Source organism: Gemmatimonadota bacterium (assembly GCA_026387915.1).
Classification (GTDB): domain Bacteria; phylum Gemmatimonadota; class Gemmatimonadetes; order Gemmatimonadales; family Gemmatimonadaceae; genus Fen-1231.
In genome coordinates, this window is sequence record JAPLKS010000018.1 from 123673 (window position 1) to 143166 (window position 19494).

A 19494-nucleotide genomic window follows, 5' to 3' on the forward strand; every position below is an offset into this window, starting at 1 on the left:
CCACGAGGATTTGTGGATCGCCGCGACCTGTTGCGTGCGCTTGGCGCCGCTGCCGTGCTCTCCGTTGTGCCGCGCAATGCGGAAGCCGCTTGGGTGCGGCTGGCGCAAACACCGAGTGGTGCGCTGCGCAGTTTATCGGTGCGCGATGCCTCGCTCGTCGGACTCCTCGCCGACACCGTGATTCCGCGCACCGACACACCGAGTGCCACCGACGTTGGCGTGGTCGCGTGGGTGGATCTGATTGTGGCGGACTACTACACGGACGATGAACGCCGGCAGTTCACCGACGGTCTCGCTGCGATCGACGCGGCACGCACCACTGTCGCCGCCGCCGGCGGCGCGGGTGGCGCAGGTAGCGCAGGCGGCGCTACGGACAGCGCCGAAACACTCGGCAAACTCGTGGAGCAACTTGAGCGCGGCGACCGGCGCAGCGCTGAGAGCCGCGCCTGGTGGCGGCTCAAGGGACTCGTGCTCCACGGCTATTTCACGAGCGAGCGTGTGCAAAAAGAGGTGCTCAAAGTGAACATCATGCCCGGGAAGTTCGACGGCGGAGCGCCGATGGCTGCCGTGGGAGGGATGAAGCATGACTGAGCGCAAAGTGTACGACGCCATTGTTGTTGGCTCGGGGATTAGTGGCGGCTGGGCGGCCAAAGAGCTGTGTGAGCGCGGACTCAAAACGCTCGTGCTCGAAGCCGGTGGCCCGGTGGACCCCCTCAAAGATTTTGTAGAGCATGTGCAGCCGTATCAGATGCCCTTCCGCGGCTATGGCGACCGTAACGCCATCGCCAAAACACATCCGGTGCAGAAGGACTGCTACGCCTGTGATGAAGTGGGGCACAAGTTTTTCGTGAACGACAACGAGAACCCCTATACGAATCCGGCGGACGCGCCCTTCAAATGGTTTCGCGGACGCCAAGTGGGTGGGCGCTCGATCATGTGGGGACGGCAGGTGTATCGCTGGAGCGCGCAAGATTTTGAAGCCAACGCCAAAGATGGCCACGGCAACGACTGGCCCATTCGCTACGCCGACCTCGCGCCCTGGTACTCGCATGTAGAACGCTTCATTGGCGTCACCGGCGCGCACGAAGGGCTCTCACAGCTTCCCGACGGCGAGTTTCTTCCGCCGATGGCGCTCACCGTGGTGGAGCAACACGCGCGCGAAAAGATTCTCGCGTCATTTGGCGGCGAGCGCGTACTGACCATTGGCCGAGCCGCGATTCTCACCAAGAATCACAACGGCCGCGCAGCCTGTCACTACTGTGGCCCGTGCGAGCGTGGGTGCATTACGCACTCGTATTTCAACTCCCTTGGCTCCACTCTCCCCGCCGCGAAAAAAACGGGGAATCTCACGCTCCGCCCGAACAGCGTAGTGGTCGAAGTGCTGTTCGATGAAAAGAAGGGGCGCGCCAAGGGCGTACGCATTATCGATGGGCGCACCATGCAATCGCTGGAGTTCCACGCGAAGGTCGTGTTCTTGTGCGCCTCGGCGATTGAATCGGTGCGCCTGCTCCTCAACTCAAAGAGCGAACGGTTTCCCGACGGGCTCGGCAACTCCTCCAACACGCTGGGCAAGTACGTGATGGATCACCATTACGGCGCCGGCGCCAACGGCCGGATGCCTGGCTTTCTCGACAAGCGCACCATTGGGCATCGTCCGAACGGGATTTATTTTCCACGGTTTCGCAACGTGAAGAACACACACGCCGACTTTGTGCGCGGCTATGGCATGCAGGGCGGCTCCAGCCGAGGCGAGTGGGGGCGTGGCGCGTCGATGGCGGGCTACGGCGCGGCGTTCAAACAATCGCTGATTGACGGGCTCGGCCCCTGGTCGCTCGGCATGAGTGGCTGGGGCGAGACACTCCCGCACGAAGCCAACACGGTGACGCTCGACCCCGTGGTGAAGGACAAGTGGGGAGTGCCGGCCGCGCGGATTGATGTGCGGTGGCGCGAAAATGAAAAGGCGATGGACAAGGATATGAGCATCGCCGCCGCCGAGATGTTGACGGCCGCCGGCTGCGAGGATGTGCGGCAGCACGGCTCAAACAATCCGCCCGGACATTGCATTCACGAGATGGGCGGCGCGCGTATGAGTAAGACCGCCACCGAAGGCGTGCTGGACCGTTGGAATCAGAGCTGGGATGTGAAGGGGCTCTTTGTGACAGACGGCGCGTGCATGGCGAGTTCGGCGTGCCAGAATCCGAGTATCACGTACATGGCGCTCACGGCGCGCGCGGCGGCTCGGGCGGTGGGGATGATGAAGCGGAGGGAGCTGTGAAACGGAGAGAGATGCTTGGGGTGCTCGGCGCTGGGATAACGGCAACAGCGAGTAGGCAGTTAACGGTTAACCGTGAACCGTTAACCGTTAACGACGGCGAACATGAGACGCTCGAGCGCTCGCCCACGGTTCAAGCGCGCGGCACCAGCGTCGGGCTCAAACAAAGTGTCTCCCGCTGGTGCTACGACACACTCACGCTCGACCAACTCTGTGTGGCCGCCAAAGACATTGGCCTTGCGGCCATCGACTTGCTCGATCCGGCGGAGTACGAGGTACCCAAGAAGCACGGACTCGTCTGCGCTATGTCGAACGGATTCGGGACTATTCCGCGCGGATTCAACCGACCCGACCAGCACGACAAGCTCGTGGCCGATGGTGAGGCCATGATTCCGCTGGCGGCGGCTGCCGGCGTGCCGAATGTCGTGGTGTTCAGCGGCAATCGGCAGGGACTCGGCGATGGTGAAGGGCTCGCGAACTGCATTGCCGGGCTCAAGCGGCTCGCGCCGACTGCGGAAAAGCACGGCGTGACGCTCTGTCTGGAGTTGCTCAACAGCAAAGTGGACCACCGCGACTACCAGTGCGATCACACCGCGTGGGGCGCGGAGGTGGTGAAGGGGGTGGGCTCCTCGCGCCTAAAGCTGCTCTATGACATCTATCACATGCAGATCATGGAGGGCGATGTGGTGCGCACGATCCGCAACTACGCGCCGTTCATTGGGCACTATCACACCGGCGGCGTGCCTGGCCGCAATGAGATTGATGAGTCGCAGGAGCTGAACTACCGGCGGATTGCGCAGGCGATCGTGGACACGGGGTACGCCGGGTTCTTGGCGCATGAGTTTGTGCCGAAGCGCGATCCGCTGACATCGCTCCGAGCGGCGGTGCAGCGCTGCGCGGTGTGATACCGGAGCACGCGTGCGGTCATTGGCGCTAGAGATGCGTTTGTACCGACACTCTGAAAGCACGAGGGATTCGTCCTTCGTGCATTTTTGGTAAAAAGAATATACATTACGTAACCTGTTGCCATACAACAGTTTATGGCTAATCCCGACAAAAAGTGTTGCTTTTAGGACTTTACAGTCCTATATTATTAGATCGTGAACCCAAGACGCCTGCAGATTCTCGATGCCGCCGCGACGCTCTTCAATGACAAGGGCTTTGCACAAACGTCCGTTGATGAAGTCATCGACGCGGCTGGCCTCAGTGGCAAGAGCCACTTCTATCACTACTTCAAATCCAAGGAAGAACTTGGATTGGAAGTCATTGGTCGTCAGTTCGACCTCATGGCGGAGAAGGGCGCGGCGATTCTGCGCGAGCCTTCGATTGATGCCCTTGAGCGACTGAATCTCTTCATTGACTCTGTGGTCGCGCTCCAGGTGGAGAGTGGGAGCAAGTGCGGGTCGCCGTTCGGCATGTTGGGCGCCGAAATGGCGGAGCGTGACGAAGGGTTTCGGCTGCGCATCGCGCTGTCGTTCCGCGGGTGGATTGAGCAAATCCAGGAACTGCTCGAGTCCGCTCGTGATCAGCTCACCGACGATGCCGAACCGCAGCGGCTGGCGCGGTTCATTGTGGCGACGCTGGAAGGTGCTACACAGATCGCACGGATGAAGCGCGATGTCTCCGTCATTCACGGAATCGCGCTCGATCTCAAACGGTTCATCGCCTCTCAACACAGACGCAAGGTGGTTGGATGATTGGCTCCATTTCCCCCGGAGGCGCGGCGATTGACCCGCGGCGCGCACGTTTTGACGCGGAAGCGATTGTGCACCTCGACGCGCTGCGCAGCTTTGCACTGAAGCTGACGCGCGCCACGGACGACGCCGACGATCTCGTCAGCGACACGATGCTCCGCGCCTTTCAGCGTTGGGAGCAATACCGACTTGGCACCAACATCCGCGCGTGGCTGTTCACGATTCTCTATCACGTTTTTGTGAGCCGCAAGCGTCGCGTGGATGCCCGTGAGGTCCAGACGGTTGAAAACGAAGACGGGTGGACGGGGCATGAGCTGGTGGGTGAAGCCGACCCAGAGGGCGCCTTCTACGATTCGTTTCTCGACGAAGAAATCACCACCGCCATTGCGCAGTTGCCGGATGAATATCGCGACGCGGTGGTGATGAGCGACCTGCAGGGGATGCGCTACGCCGAGATTGCGCAGCAGCTCGATGTGCCGGAGGGGACGGTGAAGTCGCGCCTCTTCCGTGGCCGGCGGTTGTTGCAGAAGGAACTCGAGCAGTATGCGGTGGAGATGGGGTATATCAAGCCGCGCATATCGGGTGCGTTCGTGCACGCCGACCTGAGCGAAGAAGAAGCGGCGTTTGCGGTGATGGGCGCGGCATAGTCGCGCGTCGATACCATCAGAACGCCGAAAGGGGGACGACGGTTTTTCCGTCGTCCCCCTTTCGGCTATCGCCCGGCGAGAAACTCAGCCGTTGACGTTGAGCTTCACCTTGCGACGGTGACGCGCGGCTTTGGCGCGATTGCCGCAGGTGGCCATTTCGCACCACCGACGCTTGCCGTTGCGGCTGCCGTCGAAGAAGACGCGGCTGCAGCGAGAGTCGGCGCAGCGGCGCACGCGGGTGAGTTCGCCGGTCACGAGGGCATCGGCGGCCGACTCGATGATCGGGATGAGCAATCCGGCAAAGACGTCGCCCACCGTGACGAAGTTGCGAGTAAAGCCGCCATCGGAGCGCGGTTCAACGCGGCGCGTGCCAGCGCTACGTCCGAGGATGCGGTTGATCTCGCCGATGGCCACTTGGGTGGCGCGATCAGCGGGCGCGCCCCCGCGTTCAGCAAGGGCGCGGAGGACGTTGCGGATGCGGCGAGCCTCGTGCAGCGCCGCCGAGGCACCGGTGGGCTGCTGCAGGGCGCGACGGAGCATGGACGAGGCACGTTCAGCATCGAGGATGCGGGCGGTGCCGAGCCACTGCACGAAGGTGTCGAAGTTGTCGAGCGCGTCGAGGCGGGCGCCTTTGCGATTGCGCGCGGCGTCGTCACTGTTGACGAAGTCGAGCCAGAGCCGTTCGCCGACGAACACGAAGGCATCCGGCATGGGGGTACTTTCGGTGGAAACCGGGATCTCTGCGGACGGCATAGGTGGATTCAGGTTAGGCGTTGAGAACACAGGCTGCAACCCACGCAGGGGTATGAGCCAAAGCGGGGGATGCGTAGACTTCCGAAATGGCACTAGAGACAATTCGAACGATTGCCGTGGGCTCAACGAATCCCGTGAAGCTCGCGGCGGTGCGGGCAGTGCTCGCGCCGCTGGCGCCCCACGCCACCATCTTGCCGGTGGCGGTGGCGTCGAACGTCGCAGACCAACCATTTGGTGACGACGAAACGATTCGCGGCGCGAGCACCCGCGCCGTTGCCGCGCGTGCGGCACTGGACGCCGATATCGGCGTCGGGATCGAGGGCGGCTGTGTGGAAACAGCCACCGGAATGCGCACGTGCGCGTGGGCGGTGGTGGTCGATCGCGAGGGGCGGAGCGGCACCGGCGGGTCGCTGGCGATGCCGCTCCCCGAATCGGTGGCGCGCAGCATTCGCGCAGGCATGGAGCTCGGCCACGCAATGGACGCGTTGGTGCAGCAGCACAACACAAAGCACGGCGCCGGCGCCGTCGGGATCCTCACCGACGGCCTCGTGGACCGCCAAAGGGCGTACGAGATTCTCGTCACTTACGCGCTCGCCCCGTTTCTCACGCCGATGTACTGGCCATGAGCATTCCCTCGTGCACCGTGCGGTCACCGTCCACGCGAGTGGGGCGGTAGCAGAGCGCGGGGCGCGAGCCGGAGCGTAGCACTTTGTCGGCGACGCTTCCGAGAAATACACGCGAGAGTCCACGGCCGTAGGTGGCGAGTGCCACCACGTCGGGATCGGTATGCTGGATATGGTCGAGGATCGCGCGCGCCGGGCTGAGGTGCACCGTCACGGTCGACGTGGCGGTCACGCCTTCGCCGCGCAGACGTTGCGCCACGCGTTCCACTTCATGTTTGGCTTCGTCGGCGACGGCGTCGATATCGAACGCATCGGCTTCGCCGGCATTGAGTGCGGTCATGGAGTCGCCCACCCAGGGCGGCGAGACGATGCGTAGCACTTCGACCGTCGCACCAAAAGCGCGCGCCAGCCAGCCGGCGTTTGGGACCATGGCGTCGGAGATGTCGGAGCCGTCGTGGAGCAGCAGGACGCGGTCAATCGAGCTGGGGCGCACCACGGCGTCCTCGGACATGGCGAGCACCGGGCAGGAAGCGTGGCGAATGACGCCATCGGCTACGCTACCCAGCCACCGCATGGCCCAGCCTCCGAGACCGTGCGTGGAGCAGACAATGGCGGTGGCGTGGCGCTCAGCGGCCGCCGCGACGATTTCATCAACGGCTCCGCCCACGCGCAACTCGTGCGTGACGGCGAGCCCCGTGACCCCGCGGACGGCTTCGGCCTTGCGCTCGAGCCACAGCTGCGCGTCAGTCTGCATTCGCTCGTTCCACGCGGGGTCAGGAATCAACGCGGCGGCTTCGGGTGGCGCGCCGAGCGTGGACATCGGCGTGAACACGCGAACGAGGTGCAGGCCGCCGTGCAGGCGGCTGGCGATCTCTGCGGCGTGAGCGATGGCGGCATCGGCCAGTGGCGAGCCGTCGAGTGGGACCAGAATCTCACTGTACATTTGTCCCTCCCGGGCAAATGGTCATCGCCAGAAGGCACCTGATTTCGGTGACCGAGGGCGACACCGTTAGATTAGTGACGAACCCACTCACCGCGCGTCGGATAACCTGCTCCTCCGTCGCGCGGGTTTCCCTGACCGCCACTGCGTCATATCACCCAGTCCCCCTGTGAACCAGCCTCTATCTCCCTCTGAGCACCGCGTCCTCGAGATTCGCGACCGCATCCGCTGGACAGACTCCGATCCGATGGGGATTGTCCATTATGGTGCCTATATTCGCCTCTTTCAGATCGGGGAAGAGGAGCTCCTTCGGGCCTGCGGACTGCCCTACCACGAGCTGCGGATCCGCCGGAGCGTGTGGATTCCTCGAAAGGCGCTCCACATGGAGTTCCACTCGCCGGCGCAGATCGACGAGGAAGTGGTGATTGTCTCCTGTTTTGCGAAAATCGGGGTGAGCTCCATCACGTACGCCTTTGAGGTGTACCGGGCGAGCGACCGGCTGCATCGGGCGAGCGGTTCGCTGACGGTGGTGAACGTGGACAAGGAGAGCGTCACCACGCGAGCGCTGCCCGAAGAGGTCAAGACGATGATGCGACCGTACCTGCGTGCGGAGTGACCTCCGGCAGTGGCCTTCAACGCTTAGTTTTCTGACGTGAGCGACCCCGTGACGTACTTCCGCAAAGGCTTTGGCCTCAAGTCTGATGTTGAGGGCACCCTCTCGGCCGATTACACCGGCCAGTTGGTGGACCTGCTGCAGGCACGGGACTACACGCTCCAGTCCGGCTCCGTGACGGTGCGACTCGCGCGTGAGTTCGGCTTCTGCTACGGCGTGGAGCGGGCGGTGGAATACGCGTACCAGACGCGGGCGAAGTTTCCGGATCGCCTGATTTATCTGGCCGGCGAGATCATTCACAATCCGCACGTCAACGCTAAGCTGCAGCAGATGGGGATCGTCTTTCTGCAAGCGGGCGCCGACGGGTTTGACTATTCCGGCGTACGACCGGAGGACGTGGTGATTCTCCCCGCGTTCGGCGTCACGATTTCCGATTTTGAAACGCTGCGTGCGCTCGGGTGTGTGATGGTGGATACCACGTGCGGGTCGGTGCTCAATGTCTGGAAGCGCGTGGAGAGCTACGCGCGCGACGGATTTACGTCGTTGATTCACGGCAAGTACTACCACGAAGAAACGCGGGCCACGGCCTCGCAGGTGCTCAAATACGAAGGCGGTGCCTACCTCGTGGTGCGCAACATGGAGCAGGCGCACGACGCGTGCGCGTATATCGAACAGCGCGGCATGACACGCGAGGCATTCCTCGACAAGTATCGCAAACAGGCGAGCGCCGGCTTTGACCCCGACGTGCATTTACAGCGCATTGGCGTGGCGAATCAGACGACGATGCTCGCGCGCGAATCGCTGGCGATTGGTGAGGAAGTCGGGCAGGCGATGGCGCGCCACTTTGGTGCGTCGCACCGTGCGTCGCACTTTCGCACGTTCGACACCATCTGCAGTGCCACGCAAGACCGCCAGGACGCGGTGAATGCGTTGTTGGAGGAGCCGCTCGACGTGATGCTGGTGATTGGTGGCTACAACTCCAGCAACACAATCTCGTTGGCGGCGCTGTGCGCTGAGCGGGTGCGCACGTACCACATTGCGGATGCCGCGTGCATTGACGTGGCCGCCGGCACGATTCGTCACGCGGCGTCGGTGGGTGGCGCGACGACCGACGAAGCGGAGACCGCTGGGTGGCTGGCCGGTGACGCGCCGTTGCGGGTGGGGCTGACGGCGGGGGCGAGCACGCCGAATAACAAGATTGGCGAAGCGGTGGCGCGAGTGTTTCTGACGCGCGGCATCGATCCCGCTGGGCTCGTGTGACGGCGCCGCCGGGATTTGCGGCATTGCACGGCGGCGCGTCCAGCGCGGTGCTCCTGCCCGCGCTCGGCGGCAAGATTCGCGAGCTGACACTCGGCGGTCGTCAGTGGCTCTGGCATAATCCGGAACTGCCGTTTGGTGAATCACCGGCTGGCGCGCCGTATGCGACCGCGGGTGACAGTGGCGGTATGGATGAATGTTTTCCCACGATTGCCGCGGGCGTGATGCCGACGCATGTGCGGGGTGGTGGGAGCTTGGTATTGGCCGATCACGGCGCGCTGTGGAATCGCGCGCCCGAGCTGACGATTCGCACAGAGGCCGCCGGACACGCGGCCACGTGTGTCTGGCGCGGCGATGCGTGGCCGTGGAATTTTGCTCGTACCCTGCGGATGTTGCCGTCGGGCGAGGTGCACTTTGCCTACGAGCTCCGCAACGAAGGCGCCAATAAGTTGCCGTTCATGTGGGCGGCGCATCCACTCTTTCCGCTCACACCGCACACGCGCATCGAGCTTCCCGAGGGCGCGCGCACACGGGTCTGGTCGCAAATGGGCGCGGACTTTGGCGGTGTTGGTGCGGAGCATCAATGGCCACGGCTACGCGTGGGTGCGGCGACGGCGGATGTGTCGCGACCGTGGACGGCGCTCAAGGAACCGTACGCGTGCAAAGTGTTTGTGTCGTTGCCCAAGCGCCCCTGTGTGCTGGCGTTGATTGAGGGGGAGGCGCGTCTCGAGTTATTAGTGGACGGGCGTGAAATCCCGTATGTGGGTTTATGGATCAATCGTGAAGGATGGACCCCGTTCGCGCGCTCGCGCGGCTGGCGCTTTTGGCAGCGGGCCCCGCGTCCGTACGCCAATATCGGCATTGAGCCATGTCTCGGCGCGCCGGATTCGCTGAGCGAGGCGATTGGCAGTTGGGATTCGGCGTCGTGGGTAGAGCCAGGCGCCACCGCGCACTGGTCGATGACATGGCGCGCATCGCAGATTATCACACAGCCACCCACCGGATGAACGACGTGACAGATCCGTCCGCTTCCCGCGCCGATACGCTCGTGCGCGATTTGCAGTTGCAGCCGCACCCCGAAGGGGGGCACTTTCGCGAAGTCTTTCGCTCGCGCCGCATGGTGCGCACGGATGATGGACGTTCCGAACGCTGGGCCTCGACGAGCATTTACTTTTTGCTCCGTGCTGGGGAGTTCAGTCGGTGGCATCGCGTCGCGTCAGACGAGATCTGGCATTTCTACGAAGGCGCGCCGCTCGAACTCGTGCTGTTAGACGCCACCGGTGAACGGACGCGCTGCGACGTCCTCGGGCCTGTGGGGTCACCCAAGGCCGAGCCGACGCGCGTGGTACCCGCTGGGATCTGGCAAGCGGCGCGCAGCACGGGGGCATACACGCTGGTTGGCTGCACGGTAACACCCGGATTCGAGTTCTCCGATTTCCGGTTGATGTCGGGCGATACTCGCGCGGCGGACGTATTGCGCGAGCGTCATCCCGCTCTCGTGCCTTTGCTGTAGGCGCGAGCGACTCCAACGGAGGTTCGTGTGATGTTCGCATTCGCTCGTCGTGCCGCAGTCCTCGCGCTGGCGGCCACTTCGCTTGGCGCGCAGCAGACGCGCCCCATCACGTTTGACGATTTCTCCGCCATGCGCGGCGTGTCCGATCCGCAACTGGCGCCCGATGGCCGGCAACTGCTGTACGCCGTGCGCACCACCGACGTGGCCGCCAATCGGCGCAGCACTCGAACGTTCATTCTGGCGCTGAGTGGTGGCGCGCCGCGCGCTTGGCCAAACGACAACACGGTGGCCGGCGAGGCACGCTGGTCGCCCAATGGGCGGCAGGTGGCGTTTACGAGTGGCGGACAACTCTGGATTGCCGACGCGGATGGCACGCATGCGCGTGCGCTCACCACGCTTTCTGGTGGGGCGAGCGGGCCGGTGTGGTCGCGCGCGGGCGATCGTATTGCGTTCACGAGCGGCGTGTACCCTGACTGCAGCGACGATGCGTGCAGTGCCGCAAAATCGAAGGCGGCGAGCGACAGTAAAGTCAAAGCGCACATCGCCGACCAGCTGATGTTCCGTCACTGGAACGCATACGACGACGGCACGCGGCAACATCTCTTTGTGGTGAAGCCGGATGGCAGCGAGTTGCGCGACCTCGTCCCGGGCGCGCGCTTTGACGTGCCGCCTGGCCCATTTGGCGGGAGCGAGGGCTATGCATTCTCCCCTGACGGGCGGGAAGTGGCGTTCACCGCAAAGGCGCAGGGGCGCGCCGACGCGTGGACGACCGACGCCAACGTGTACACGGTGCCCTCGACTGGTGGCGCCGCGCAGCCGATCACGGCAGGGAATAAGGGCGCCGACCAGAACCCGCTCTATTCTGCGGATGGCAAATGGATTTTCTACGCGTCGCAGGCGAAGGTCGGCAACGAGAGCGATAAATGGCGTTTGATGGCGTATGATCGCGCGGCCAAGTCCGCGCGCGAGTTGCTGCCGATGTGGGACCGCTGGGCCGAATCGTATGTGGTGAGTGGCGATGGGCGCACGGTGATCGTGGGCGCCGGTGACCGCGGACGCGACAAGTTTTTCCGTGTGATGCTCGACGGTGCAGGCAAGGCGACGACGCCCTCAGTGATTATGGGCGAGCACAACAACACCGCGGCGTCGCTCTCCGACGATGGGCGCACGATGGTGTGGTTGCGCGATGCCACGGAACGGCCCGCCGAAGTGTGGGCGGGGACGCTTGGCGCGAGTGGTGCGGTGCAGCAGGCGCACGCGCTGACGCACGAGAACGACGCGCTCGTGGCGACGCTCACGTTGCATCCCGCGGAAGATTTTGGCTACGTGGGCGCGGCGGGCGACAGTGTCTTTGGGTTTGTGGTGAAGCCGCCGCAGTGGCAGGCAGGAAAGAAGTTCCCCGTGTTGCTGCTCATTCATGGCGGCCCGCAGGGCGCGTGGCTCGACTCGTGGGGTTCCCGTTGGGCGCCGCAAATGTTCGCGTCTGGTGGCTACGGTTTGGTGATTCTCAATCCGCACGGCTCCACCGGCTACGGGCAGAAATTTGTGGACGCCGTGTCGCGCGACTGGGGTGGCAAGACGTATGACGACCTCATGAAGGGTGTGGACGCGGCACTCAAGCAGAATTCGTGGATGGACTCTACGCATATGGCGGCGGCCGGTGGTTCGTACGGCGGCTACATGGTGAACTGGATTGCGGGCCACACGAATCGCTTCAAGGCGCTCGTGAGCCACGCCGGCGTGTTCAATCTTGAGTCGATGGCGGGTGCGACCGAAGAGCAGTGGTTTGTGGACAATGAGTTCAGCGGTCCGTGGTGGAACTCCAACGCCATGGCGGCGCAGTATCGCAAGTTCAGTCCGCATCTCTTTGCCAAGAATTTCAAAACACCCACGCTCGTCATTCACGGCGAACAGGATTATCGGGTACCGTACACCGAGGGGCTCTCGCTGTTTACGGCCTTGCAGCGTCAGAATGTGCCGAGCCGGTTGTTGGTGTTTCCGGACGAAGGGCATTGGATCTCGAAGCCGCAGAACTCGCAGCTCTGGTGGGGCGAGATGCACAAATGGCTGGGCGCGTATCTCAATCCGCGGCCGAGCATGTGATGCGGCGGTCTTCTTTATGACAGACTCGCTCGACGTGTTGCTCGCGGGGCTCGTGGATTACGCCGGCTTGTTTCCGCCGACGTCGTTGACGATGTCGGACGCCGTGCGTGCGTATGGCATGTACCGGAGTGGTCCGCGCGCCTCGATGCTCGGGCGGTTTGTGGTGCCGGCGCAACGGTTGCAGGAGTTCGCGGAGGCTGCGGCACCGCTCCTCGCGCCGGGTGATCCGTGGCGGTTGTCGGTACTCGCGGAGCCTGGGGATACGGCGCGTCTCGATTCCTTCGACGCGGAGCATGCGGGTCGTGCGGTGATTGAGACGATCGAAACCAAGGCGACGACAGCGGATGCCGTGTCCGCCGCGGCCACGCTCGGTGCTGGCCGCACCACCTTTGTGGAGTTTCCGCTCGACGCCGATCCTGCGCCCTTTCTCGCAGCGTTGGCGAGGTGTGGGCTGTCGGCCAAGGCGCGTACCGGCGGCATCGTGGCTGGTGCGATACCCTCGGTGGAACAGGTGGCGCGCTTCATTGGCGCATGCGCACGAGCCCAGGTGCCGTTCAAGGCCACGGCTGGGCTCCATCATCCGATGCGCGGCGAGTATCGCCTGACGTACGACGAAAACAGTGATTACGGCACGATGTTCGGATTTTTGAATGTGTTTGCCGCTGCGGTTTTTGCGCGGAGCGGTGCGACGGATGCGGAGATTGCCGCGATTCTCGACGAACGCGCGGCGGCGGCGCTGCAGTTCACCGATGGCGCACTGCATTGGCGTACGTGGCGTGCATCGAGTGCCGATGTCGGCGCGGCGCGCGCGAGTTTTGCCACCTCGTTTGGCTCGTGCTCCTTTGCCGAGCCGGTAGACGACCTTATGACTCTGGGACTGCTGTGACCGCACTCGACGAAACGCTCGATCCGTCGCTCCGCTCGTGGGTGGAAGACGCCAATGTGCTCGGCACCGATTTTCCGATTCAGAATCTACCGTTTGGCGTGTTTCGCCACGACTTTGAAGAACGGCCGCGCGTGGGAATTGCGATTGGCGCGCATGTGCTCGACTGTTTGTCGGCGACGCGCGCTGGGCTCTTTGATTCGCTGAGTCCGCCCGTACGTGATGCGCTGCAGTCGTGGTCGCTGAATGCGCTGATGGCGCTCGGCCGCGATGATGCGCGCGCGGTGCGCCGTGTGGCGAGTCGTTTGCTGCGCGCCGATACGGCCGATGGCCGCACGGCGGCCGGGATGCGTGACGCGCTGCTGGTGCGCATGGATGGCATTGGCATGTGTGTGCCCGCGGAGATCGGCGATTACACGGACTTTTACGCGTCGGTGTTTCACGCCACGAATGTCGGCGCACTGTTCCGTCCCGACAATCCGTTGCTGCCCAACTACAAGTGGGTGCCGATTGGATATCACGGGCGCGCTTCCACGGTAGTGAGCACGGGAACGCCGGTGCGCCGTCCGCGCGGGCAGCGGCGTCCAGACGAACAGCAACCGCCGGTGTTTGGGCCGTCGGTGGCAATGGATTACGAACTCGAGGTCGCCGCGTGGGTGGGAGGGATGTCGGCGCCTGGCGAGACGATTCCGATTGCGCAGGCGAATGAACGAGTGTTTGGGTTGAGTTTGCTCAATGATTGGTCGGCGCGCGATATCCAGAGTTGGGAATATCAGCCGCTCGGTCCTTTTCTCTCCAAGAGTTTTGCGACGACGGTGTCGCCGTGGGTCGTGACGGCCGACGCCTTGGCGCCGTTCCGGACGCCGGCCTTTGCGCGTCCCGAGGGAGATCCCGCACCCTTGCCCTATTTGCACGACGCCGCGGATCAGGCCAGTGGTGGCTATGACATCACGCTCGAAGTGTGGTTGCGTACCGCGGCGATGCGCGCGCGCGAAGCGCCGGCGGTGCGGTTGTCGCACGGGAATTTTCAGTCGATGTACTGGACGATGGCGCAACTGTTGACGCATCACGCGAGCAATGGCTGCACGATGCGCGCGGGTGATTTGCTCGGAAGCGGTACGGTGTCTGGAGCAGAAGCGGAGGCACGCGGGTGCTTGCTCGAGCTGACGCGCCGCGGCGCAGAGCCGGTGGCGCTCCCTGAGGGTGAGACGCGGGCGTTTCTGCAGGATGGTGACGAAGTGATCATACGCGGCTGGTGCGAACGCGACGGAGCGACGCGCATTGGGTTTGGCGATTGCCGCGGCGTTGTGCTCGCCGCAACCTGACACCCGGAGTTTTGATGAGCGCGATCTGGCAAGACATGATGACGTTCGGCATTCCCTTTGGCGAGAAGGCCGCGCGTACCGTGCTGGTGTATGCGTTTCTCGTCGCGGGCTTGCGGTTGTTCGGCAAGCGGGAGCTCGGGCAGCTCAATCCGTTGGATTTTATTGTGCTCTTGCTGCTCTCGAACACGGTGCAGAACGCGATTATTGGCAATGACAATTCGCTGATCGGTGGATTGGCTGGAGCGGCGGTGCTGTTCTTGGTGAACGAGGCGCTCGTGCGTCTGTCCTACCGCAACCCGCGGTTTCGGCGGCTGATCGAAGGGCGCTCGGAAGAACTGGTGCGCGAAGGCAAGGTGCTGCGTGCCTCGTTGCGGCACAATCTCATAACGCGTGAAGAATTGGAAGCGGCGGCGCGCAAGCAGGGGATTGAGCACATGCGCGACGTGGAGAGCGCTCGGCTCGAAGTGAGCGGTGCGTTGAGTTTTTCGATGAAGGAGCCCACGGAGCCCGAGCGTTTTCATCTGGAGCTTTTGCAACGGCTCGACGCGATTGATCGCCGGCTTGGTGCACTCGAAGGAGCGAAAGCGTGATCGGCGTGGTGTGGTGTGTGGCGGCTGGGGCGTTCTCCGCGCAAGGCGGGCGCCCGTCAACGGATGTGTGGGTGGTGCCGATTGTCGAGTCGGCGCCGGTGCTCCGCGTGGGCACGCCGCGCAACCTTACCCATCGCACGGGATATGATAATCAGCCGTCGTTCACGCCGGACGGCCGTGCGGTGTTGTACACGGTGATTGGCGAGGACGCGCAGGCCGACAGCTGGCGCATCACACTGCCGGATGGCGTCCCCGAGCGGGTGACCCGCACTGCGGAAAGCGAGTATTCGCCGCTCGTCACACCAGATGGGCAGTTCTTTTCGGTGGTGCGCGTGGAAGCCGATTCGACGCAGCGGCTCTGGAAGTTTCCGCTCAGTGGCCGAGGCGCGCCGTCGCTGGTGCTCACCGACATCAAGCCGGTGGGCTACCACGTGTGGACGTCGGCCCATCAGCTGGTGCTCTTTGTGCTGGGTGGGGCATTGGGTGCGCCCGCCGCTCCGCCGGCGACGCTGCAGGTGGCGGATGATCGCACCGGTTCGGCGCAGGTTGTGGCGCGGGATATTGGCCGCGCACTGGCCAAAGTTCCCGGGCGCGATGCCGTGACATTCTTACAGATGGTGAAGGACAGCGCGAGTTGGATTTCGGAACTCGATCTCCGCACGAACACGACGCGACGATTGATGCATCCACCGAAAGGCGCCGAGGACGGCTACCACGTGTATTCGCGGGGCGGGATGCTTCTGACGGCGGCCGGGACCACGCTCTATGTGTGGGCCGACGGCGCGTGGCAGGTGGCGGCTGATCTCGCACCGTACGGCGTAAAAAATATTTCGCGGCTGGCCATGAGTCCGCGTGGCGACGCGCTGGCGTTTGTGGCTGACGATGCGCCGGTTCCCGCCGTACGGCCCGCCGTACGGCCCGCAGTACGGCCCGCGGTACGGCCCTCCGTGCGGCCCGCCGTACCCACCGCCGCACCGTCTGCCGGGTTGCCCTTGTCGGGGCGTGCCGCCTCACACATTGTTCGAATATCTCTACCCGGTCACCTATGACGCCGTCCAAGCAGGTGCAGACCCCCCCGAGCGGAAGCACTGTTGCGCTGCTCGCCTCCGCCGACGCACTGTTGCGCGCCGCACTCGAAGCGTGCCGTCAGCACGAGCGCGTGTCGCGGCTCCTCGAGAAGCACTGCGCCGATGACGAGTTGCGCGATGCGGCCATGCTGTGCGAGCTGAGCGCGGCACATCTGACGGGGCGGCTCAAGGAGTATGAGGCGGCGGCGTCCGAAGGCCGCGGCGCCTGCGACGAGACCCTGTGGCACGTGGCCAACACGTTGTGGCATGCCAGTCGCGAGTATCAGCGGCGGGCGCAGTCCGGCGATGCGGCGGCGCTACACCTGAGCCGGCACAACCCGGAGCGGATGGGCGAACTCCATTTGGAGTTCGAGTTCGCCGCCTCGGCCGTGCTCGCCGTGCGACAGGCGATTGCCGCGTATCGCAAGCTGCGGACGGACGCCGAATAGCCAGGGTTCGCCGATAGCGAGACTTGAGATAGAAATGGTTGACGTGTAAACTTTCCGGTGTCGCCGGGGTACTGTTTCGTGCCCCGCGCCCCCACTTCCCTCCGGAGAACCGCCGATGTTTACCCTCGTCATCGCAGGTGCGTTGCTGCTGAGCCCCGCCGATACCGTGGATCGTGCGTCGGCGATCGGACCGCGCGACGTTCCGGTCGGGATTGGTATGACGACCCGTGAGGAGCGCGCCGTGGACGGGCTCAGCCTAGGCTTCGCGCTATCGCCAGCGGATACCGTGCGCCCCCGCGCCAAAGCGGTGGAAATCTCCGAGGGGTACGAGACGCGGCTCCAGATTCACAAGTTTGCGAGCTATGCGACGGTGCCGCTCTTTGCCGCGCAGTATCTCGCGGGCACCGCCATCTGGGACGCCGACCGGAGTGGAAAAGTGCGGCCGCAGTGGGCCACCAACGCCCATCGCCCACTCGGGTACGCGCTCGGTGCGCTCTTTGCCGCGAACTCGGTGACGGGGGCGATGAACTGGTGGGAGACGCGCGGCAATGAAAAAGGGCGCACCTGGCGGACGATTCACGCGGCGCTCATGCTCGCGTCCGATGCTGGGTTTGCCGTCGCGGGCAACCTCGGCTCGCAGGCGCGGTTCGATTACAGCAAGCAATCGGCGCACCGCACGTGGGCGCTCACCTCGATGGGCGTGGCGCTCGCGAGTTACGTGATGATGTTGGAGCCGCTCCGCCGCGATTGATCGCGGCGGGGGCGTTAGTCGCCCGCGAGGTCGGCCCAGCGGGCCAAGGCCTTGTCGAGTGTTTTGAGCGCGTCGGTGAGCTCGCGGTCGAGCTGTCCGGCGCGTTTGGCATTCGTAGACGATCCATCATAGAGCGCGGGGTCAGCGAGCGCGTCGCGCAGGTTGTTAACCGTCAGCTCAAAGCGTTGCACCTCTTTTTCAGCGAGCGCGACCGCCTTTTGATTGGTGCGCCGCGTGGCGTGCTCCACGGCCTGCGACGACGCATTCCTTTTTGCGCGTGCCTTTTCCTGTTCCTTGCGAGAGTCGCTCGCGAGTGCGGCGGCCGCGCGCTCCGCGAGGGCGGCATCTTTTTGTATCCGTTCCCATTCAACGAACGGGCCGCCAAAGTCCGCGAGGCGTTCCCCATCGAACGCCCAGACGCGCGTGGCCAGTTCGCGAAGCAGCGCGCGGTCGTGGCTCACGAGCAACACCGTGCCGTCGTATTCGTCGATCGCGTCTTCGATGGCTTCGATTGACTCGACGTCGAGGTGGTTGGTGGGTTCGTCGAGCACGATCAGGTTGGCGCGCTGCAGGACGATCACCGCCAGCGCGAGTCGTGCCCGTTCGCCGCCGGAGAGTGTGCGCGTGGAGCGAAACACTTCTTCGCCGGAGAAAGTGAAGGCGCCGAGGTGGTTCTGAATGGCGCCGCGCGTCCAGAGCGGGCGGAGGTCGCCGATGACGTCATAGAGCGAGCGATCGAGCGGGAGCTGATCGAGATCCTGACGGAAATACGCGGCGGTGACGGAGCCGCCCAGTTTGGCTTCGCCGCCCTGTGGTTCGCGTTCGCCGAGGAGTGTTTTGATGAGCGTGGATTTTCCAGCGCCGTTGGGACCCACGAGGGCAATGACATCGCCGCGATTCGCGGTGGCGGTGAAGTCGAGCACGAGGGTGCGTCCCTCCACGCCAACGGTGAGGTGGTCCGCGATGAGCGCGCGGTCGCCGCCGCGCTCATGGATTTCGAGCCGTAGCGTCATCGCGCCGTCTTCGCCTGGTGGCGGCGTCAGGCGCGGTAAACGCGCGAGGCGTTTGCGGCGTCCCTTGGCCTGCGAGCTGTTTTGCCCGGCAAGGTTGCGGCGGATGTAGTCCTCTTCCTTGTTGACCATCTTCCGCTGCTGATCGGCCTGCCGCTCCTGTGCGAGGCGGCGTTCGGCGCGCTGCTGTACGAACGCCGAGTAGCCGCCGCGATAGGTGACGCCGGTGCCGCTCTCGAGGTGGATGACGTGGTCGGCCACTTCGTCGAGGAAGGCGCGGTCGTGGCTGATGACCATCACGGTCTCATTGAGATCGCGCAAATAGTCCTGCAGCCAGAGCGTGGTCTCGAGATCGAGGTGGTTGGTCGGTTCGTCGAGGAGCAGAAGATCGGCGGGGGCCACGAGCTGTGCAGCGAGTCCCACGCGACCGCGCTCGCCACCGGAGAGTGTGGAGAGGAGACGGGTTTTGGCGTCATCGGCGTCGAAGCGGAGTCCCTGCAGTACGGCATCCACGCGGGCGTGAAAGGTGTAGCCGCCTTCGTGTGCGAATGTTTCGAGGTCGTGACCGTACTTCGCGAGCATCGCCGGCGTGGCTTTTTCGCCGAGTTCGGCGAGCTGGGCCGCCTGTTCGGCCAGCGATAGTTCGAGGGCGAGGAGGTCAGCAAAGGCGCGGGCCGTGGCATCCCACACCGTGGTGGCTTCGCCAAAGTCACGATGTTGGTCGAGGAGCGAGATGCGCATCCCCGGCTGCCGTGCAATGGCGCCCTTGGAGGGGGCGAGCTTGCCGGTGATGATCTTGAAGAGCGAGGTCTTGCCACAGCCATTACGACCGACGATCCCCCAGCGCTCCCCAGCAGCGACGGTAACCGTCACATCGCGGAGGAGGGTGGTGGAGCCGAATTCGATGGCGATTTCAGAGAGGGAGAGCAGGGTCACGGGGGAAAGATTGCCGCGTGCAGGTGGCATGGGTACTGGCGAGGAACGAATCCGCGCTCGGCGGTTTA

20 protein-coding genes are annotated in these 19494 nt (G+C 64.1%); 17 read left to right on the forward strand and 3 right to left on the reverse strand.

Going from position 1 to position 19494, the window contains the following annotated elements; all coding sequences use genetic code 11:
- Nucleotides 1-12 precede the first annotated feature (12 nt).
- From NTZ43_12515 to NTZ43_12535, 5 genes are all read left to right on the forward strand, one after another.
- Nucleotides 13-591, forward strand: coding sequence for a gluconate 2-dehydrogenase subunit 3 family protein (locus NTZ43_12515; protein ID MCX5768033.1), 579 nt, complete (start codon nucleotides 13-15; stop codon nucleotides 589-591).
- Nucleotides 584-2275 (forward strand): GMC family oxidoreductase, encoded by a 1692-nt coding sequence (locus tag NTZ43_12520; GenBank protein MCX5768034.1) that lies wholly within the window; start codon nucleotides 584-586, stop codon nucleotides 2273-2275. Before NTZ43_12515 ends, NTZ43_12520 begins: the two co-directional genes overlap by 8 nt.
- The gene (locus tag NTZ43_12525; GenBank protein ID MCX5768035.1) at nucleotides 2272-3177 is read left to right on the forward strand and encodes a TIM barrel protein; all 906 of its coding nucleotides are present in this window, start codon (nucleotides 2272-2274) and stop codon (nucleotides 3175-3177) included. Before NTZ43_12520 ends, NTZ43_12525 begins: the two co-directional genes overlap by 4 nt.
- A 195-nt stretch (nucleotides 3178-3372) precedes the next feature.
- Complete coding sequence (locus NTZ43_12530; GenBank protein MCX5768036.1) at nucleotides 3373-3969, forward strand: TetR/AcrR family transcriptional regulator; 597 nt, start codon at nucleotides 3373-3375, stop codon at nucleotides 3967-3969.
- Entirely contained in the window at nucleotides 3966-4613 is a 648-nt protein-coding gene (locus tag NTZ43_12535; protein ID MCX5768037.1) for a sigma-70 family RNA polymerase sigma factor, read from the forward strand. Before NTZ43_12530 ends, NTZ43_12535 begins: the two co-directional genes overlap by 4 nt.
- 84 nt (nucleotides 4614-4697) lie before the next feature.
- Here NTZ43_12535 and NTZ43_12540 read toward each other — a convergent pair whose 3' ends face one another.
- Nucleotides 4698-5324 carry a CGNR zinc finger domain-containing protein gene (locus NTZ43_12540; protein ID MCX5768038.1) on the reverse strand — a complete coding sequence of 209 codons (627 nt, stop codon included), beginning with the start codon at nucleotides 5322-5324 and terminating at the stop codon, nucleotides 4698-4700.
- 128 nt (nucleotides 5325-5452) lie between these two features.
- On the opposite strand from NTZ43_12540, the gene yjjX reads away from it, so the two are divergent.
- Nucleotides 5453-5992 (forward strand): inosine/xanthosine triphosphatase, encoded by a 540-nt coding sequence (yjjX, locus tag NTZ43_12545; GenBank protein MCX5768039.1) that lies wholly within the window; start codon nucleotides 5453-5455, stop codon nucleotides 5990-5992.
- On the opposite strand, the gene NTZ43_12550 is transcribed toward yjjX, so the two are convergent.
- The gene (locus NTZ43_12550; protein MCX5768040.1) at nucleotides 5970-6932 is read right to left on the reverse strand and encodes a universal stress protein; all 963 of its coding nucleotides are present in this window, start codon (nucleotides 6930-6932) and stop codon (nucleotides 5970-5972) included. The two genes, yjjX and NTZ43_12550, sit on opposite strands and share 23 nt — an antisense overlap.
- A 166-nt stretch (nucleotides 6933-7098) precedes the next feature.
- On the opposite strand from NTZ43_12550, the gene NTZ43_12555 reads away from it, so the two are divergent.
- The 11 genes from NTZ43_12555 to NTZ43_12605 all read left to right on the forward strand — a co-directional run bounded on the left by NTZ43_12555 (nucleotide 7099) and on the right by NTZ43_12605 (nucleotide 17480).
- Entirely contained in the window at nucleotides 7099-7545 is a 447-nt protein-coding gene (locus NTZ43_12555; protein ID MCX5768041.1) for a thioesterase family protein, read from the forward strand.
- A 36-nt stretch (nucleotides 7546-7581) separates the two neighbouring features.
- On the forward strand, nucleotides 7582-8802 hold the full coding sequence (locus NTZ43_12560; protein ID MCX5768042.1) for a 4-hydroxy-3-methylbut-2-enyl diphosphate reductase: 1221 nt from the start codon (nucleotides 7582-7584) through the stop codon (nucleotides 8800-8802).
- On the forward strand, nucleotides 8799-9806 hold the full coding sequence (locus NTZ43_12565) for a hypothetical protein (GenBank protein MCX5768043.1): 1008 nt from the start codon (nucleotides 8799-8801) through the stop codon (nucleotides 9804-9806). Before NTZ43_12560 ends, NTZ43_12565 begins: the two co-directional genes overlap by 4 nt.
- A gap of 5 nt (nucleotides 9807-9811) precedes the next feature.
- Nucleotides 9812-10312 carry a cupin domain-containing protein gene (locus NTZ43_12570; protein MCX5768044.1) on the forward strand — a complete coding sequence of 167 codons (501 nt, stop codon included), beginning with the start codon at nucleotides 9812-9814 and terminating at the stop codon, nucleotides 10310-10312.
- A 30-nt stretch (nucleotides 10313-10342) separates the two neighbouring features.
- Complete coding sequence (locus NTZ43_12575; GenBank protein MCX5768045.1) at nucleotides 10343-12415, forward strand: S9 family peptidase; 2073 nt, start codon at nucleotides 10343-10345, stop codon at nucleotides 12413-12415.
- A 16-nt stretch (nucleotides 12416-12431) separates the two neighbouring features.
- Entirely contained in the window at nucleotides 12432-13301 is an 870-nt protein-coding gene (locus tag NTZ43_12580) for a hypothetical protein (protein MCX5768046.1), read from the forward strand.
- On the forward strand, nucleotides 13298-14623 hold the full coding sequence (gene fahA / locus NTZ43_12585) for a fumarylacetoacetase (protein ID MCX5768047.1): 1326 nt from the start codon (nucleotides 13298-13300) through the stop codon (nucleotides 14621-14623). The genes NTZ43_12580 and fahA overlap by 4 nt, the downstream gene beginning before the upstream one ends.
- 14 nt (nucleotides 14624-14637) lie before the next feature.
- Nucleotides 14638-15213, forward strand: coding sequence for a DUF421 domain-containing protein (locus NTZ43_12590; protein ID MCX5768048.1), 576 nt, complete (start codon nucleotides 14638-14640; stop codon nucleotides 15211-15213).
- Entirely contained in the window at nucleotides 15210-16262 is a 1053-nt protein-coding gene (locus NTZ43_12595; protein ID MCX5768049.1) for a hypothetical protein, read from the forward strand. The genes NTZ43_12590 and NTZ43_12595 overlap by 4 nt, the downstream gene beginning before the upstream one ends.
- Nucleotides 16259-16729, forward strand: a complete 471-nt coding sequence (locus NTZ43_12600; GenBank protein ID MCX5768050.1) for a hypothetical protein — start codon at nucleotides 16259-16261, stop codon at nucleotides 16727-16729. The genes NTZ43_12595 and NTZ43_12600 overlap by 4 nt, the downstream gene beginning before the upstream one ends.
- Nucleotides 16730-16844: 115 nt before the next feature.
- The gene (locus NTZ43_12605; protein ID MCX5768051.1) at nucleotides 16845-17480 is read left to right on the forward strand and encodes a hypothetical protein; all 636 of its coding nucleotides are present in this window, start codon (nucleotides 16845-16847) and stop codon (nucleotides 17478-17480) included.
- A gap of 14 nt (nucleotides 17481-17494) precedes the next feature.
- On the opposite strand, the gene NTZ43_12610 is transcribed toward NTZ43_12605, so the two are convergent.
- Nucleotides 17495-19456, reverse strand: a complete 1962-nt coding sequence (locus tag NTZ43_12610) for an ABC-F family ATP-binding cassette domain-containing protein (protein MCX5768052.1) — start codon at nucleotides 19454-19456, stop codon at nucleotides 17495-17497.
- Nucleotides 19457-19494 lie beyond the last annotated feature (38 nt).

Coding starts and splice junctions, on each gene's coding strand:
- NTZ43_12575 (MCX5768045.1), top strand. CDS start 10,343: ATGTTCGCATTCGCTCGTCGTGCCGCAGTCCTCGCGCTGGCGGCCACT.
- NTZ43_12520 (MCX5768034.1), top strand. CDS start 584: ATGACTGAGCGCAAAGTGTACGACGCCATTGTTGTTGGCTCGGGGATT.
- NTZ43_12580 (MCX5768046.1), top strand. CDS start 12,432: ATGACAGACTCGCTCGACGTGTTGCTCGCGGGGCTCGTGGATTACGCC.
- NTZ43_12550 (MCX5768040.1), bottom strand. CDS start 6,932: ATGTACAGTGAGATTCTGGTCCCACTCGACGGCTCGCCACTGGCCGAT.
- NTZ43_12610 (MCX5768052.1), bottom strand. CDS start 19,456: ATGCCACCTGCACGCGGCAATCTTTCCCCCGTGACCCTGCTCTCCCTC.
- yjjX (MCX5768039.1), top strand. CDS start 5,453: ATGGCACTAGAGACAATTCGAACGATTGCCGTGGGCTCAACGAATCCC.
- NTZ43_12605 (MCX5768051.1), top strand. CDS start 16,845: ATGTTTACCCTCGTCATCGCAGGTGCGTTGCTGCTGAGCCCCGCCGAT.
- NTZ43_12590 (MCX5768048.1), top strand. CDS start 14,638: ATGAGCGCGATCTGGCAAGACATGATGACGTTCGGCATTCCCTTTGGC.
- NTZ43_12535 (MCX5768037.1), top strand. CDS start 3,966: ATGATTGGCTCCATTTCCCCCGGAGGCGCGGCGATTGACCCGCGGCGC.
- NTZ43_12540 (MCX5768038.1), bottom strand. CDS start 5,324: ATGCCGGATGCCTTCGTGTTCGTCGGCGAACGGCTCTGGCTCGACTTC.
- NTZ43_12600 (MCX5768050.1), top strand. CDS start 16,259: ATGACGCCGTCCAAGCAGGTGCAGACCCCCCCGAGCGGAAGCACTGTT.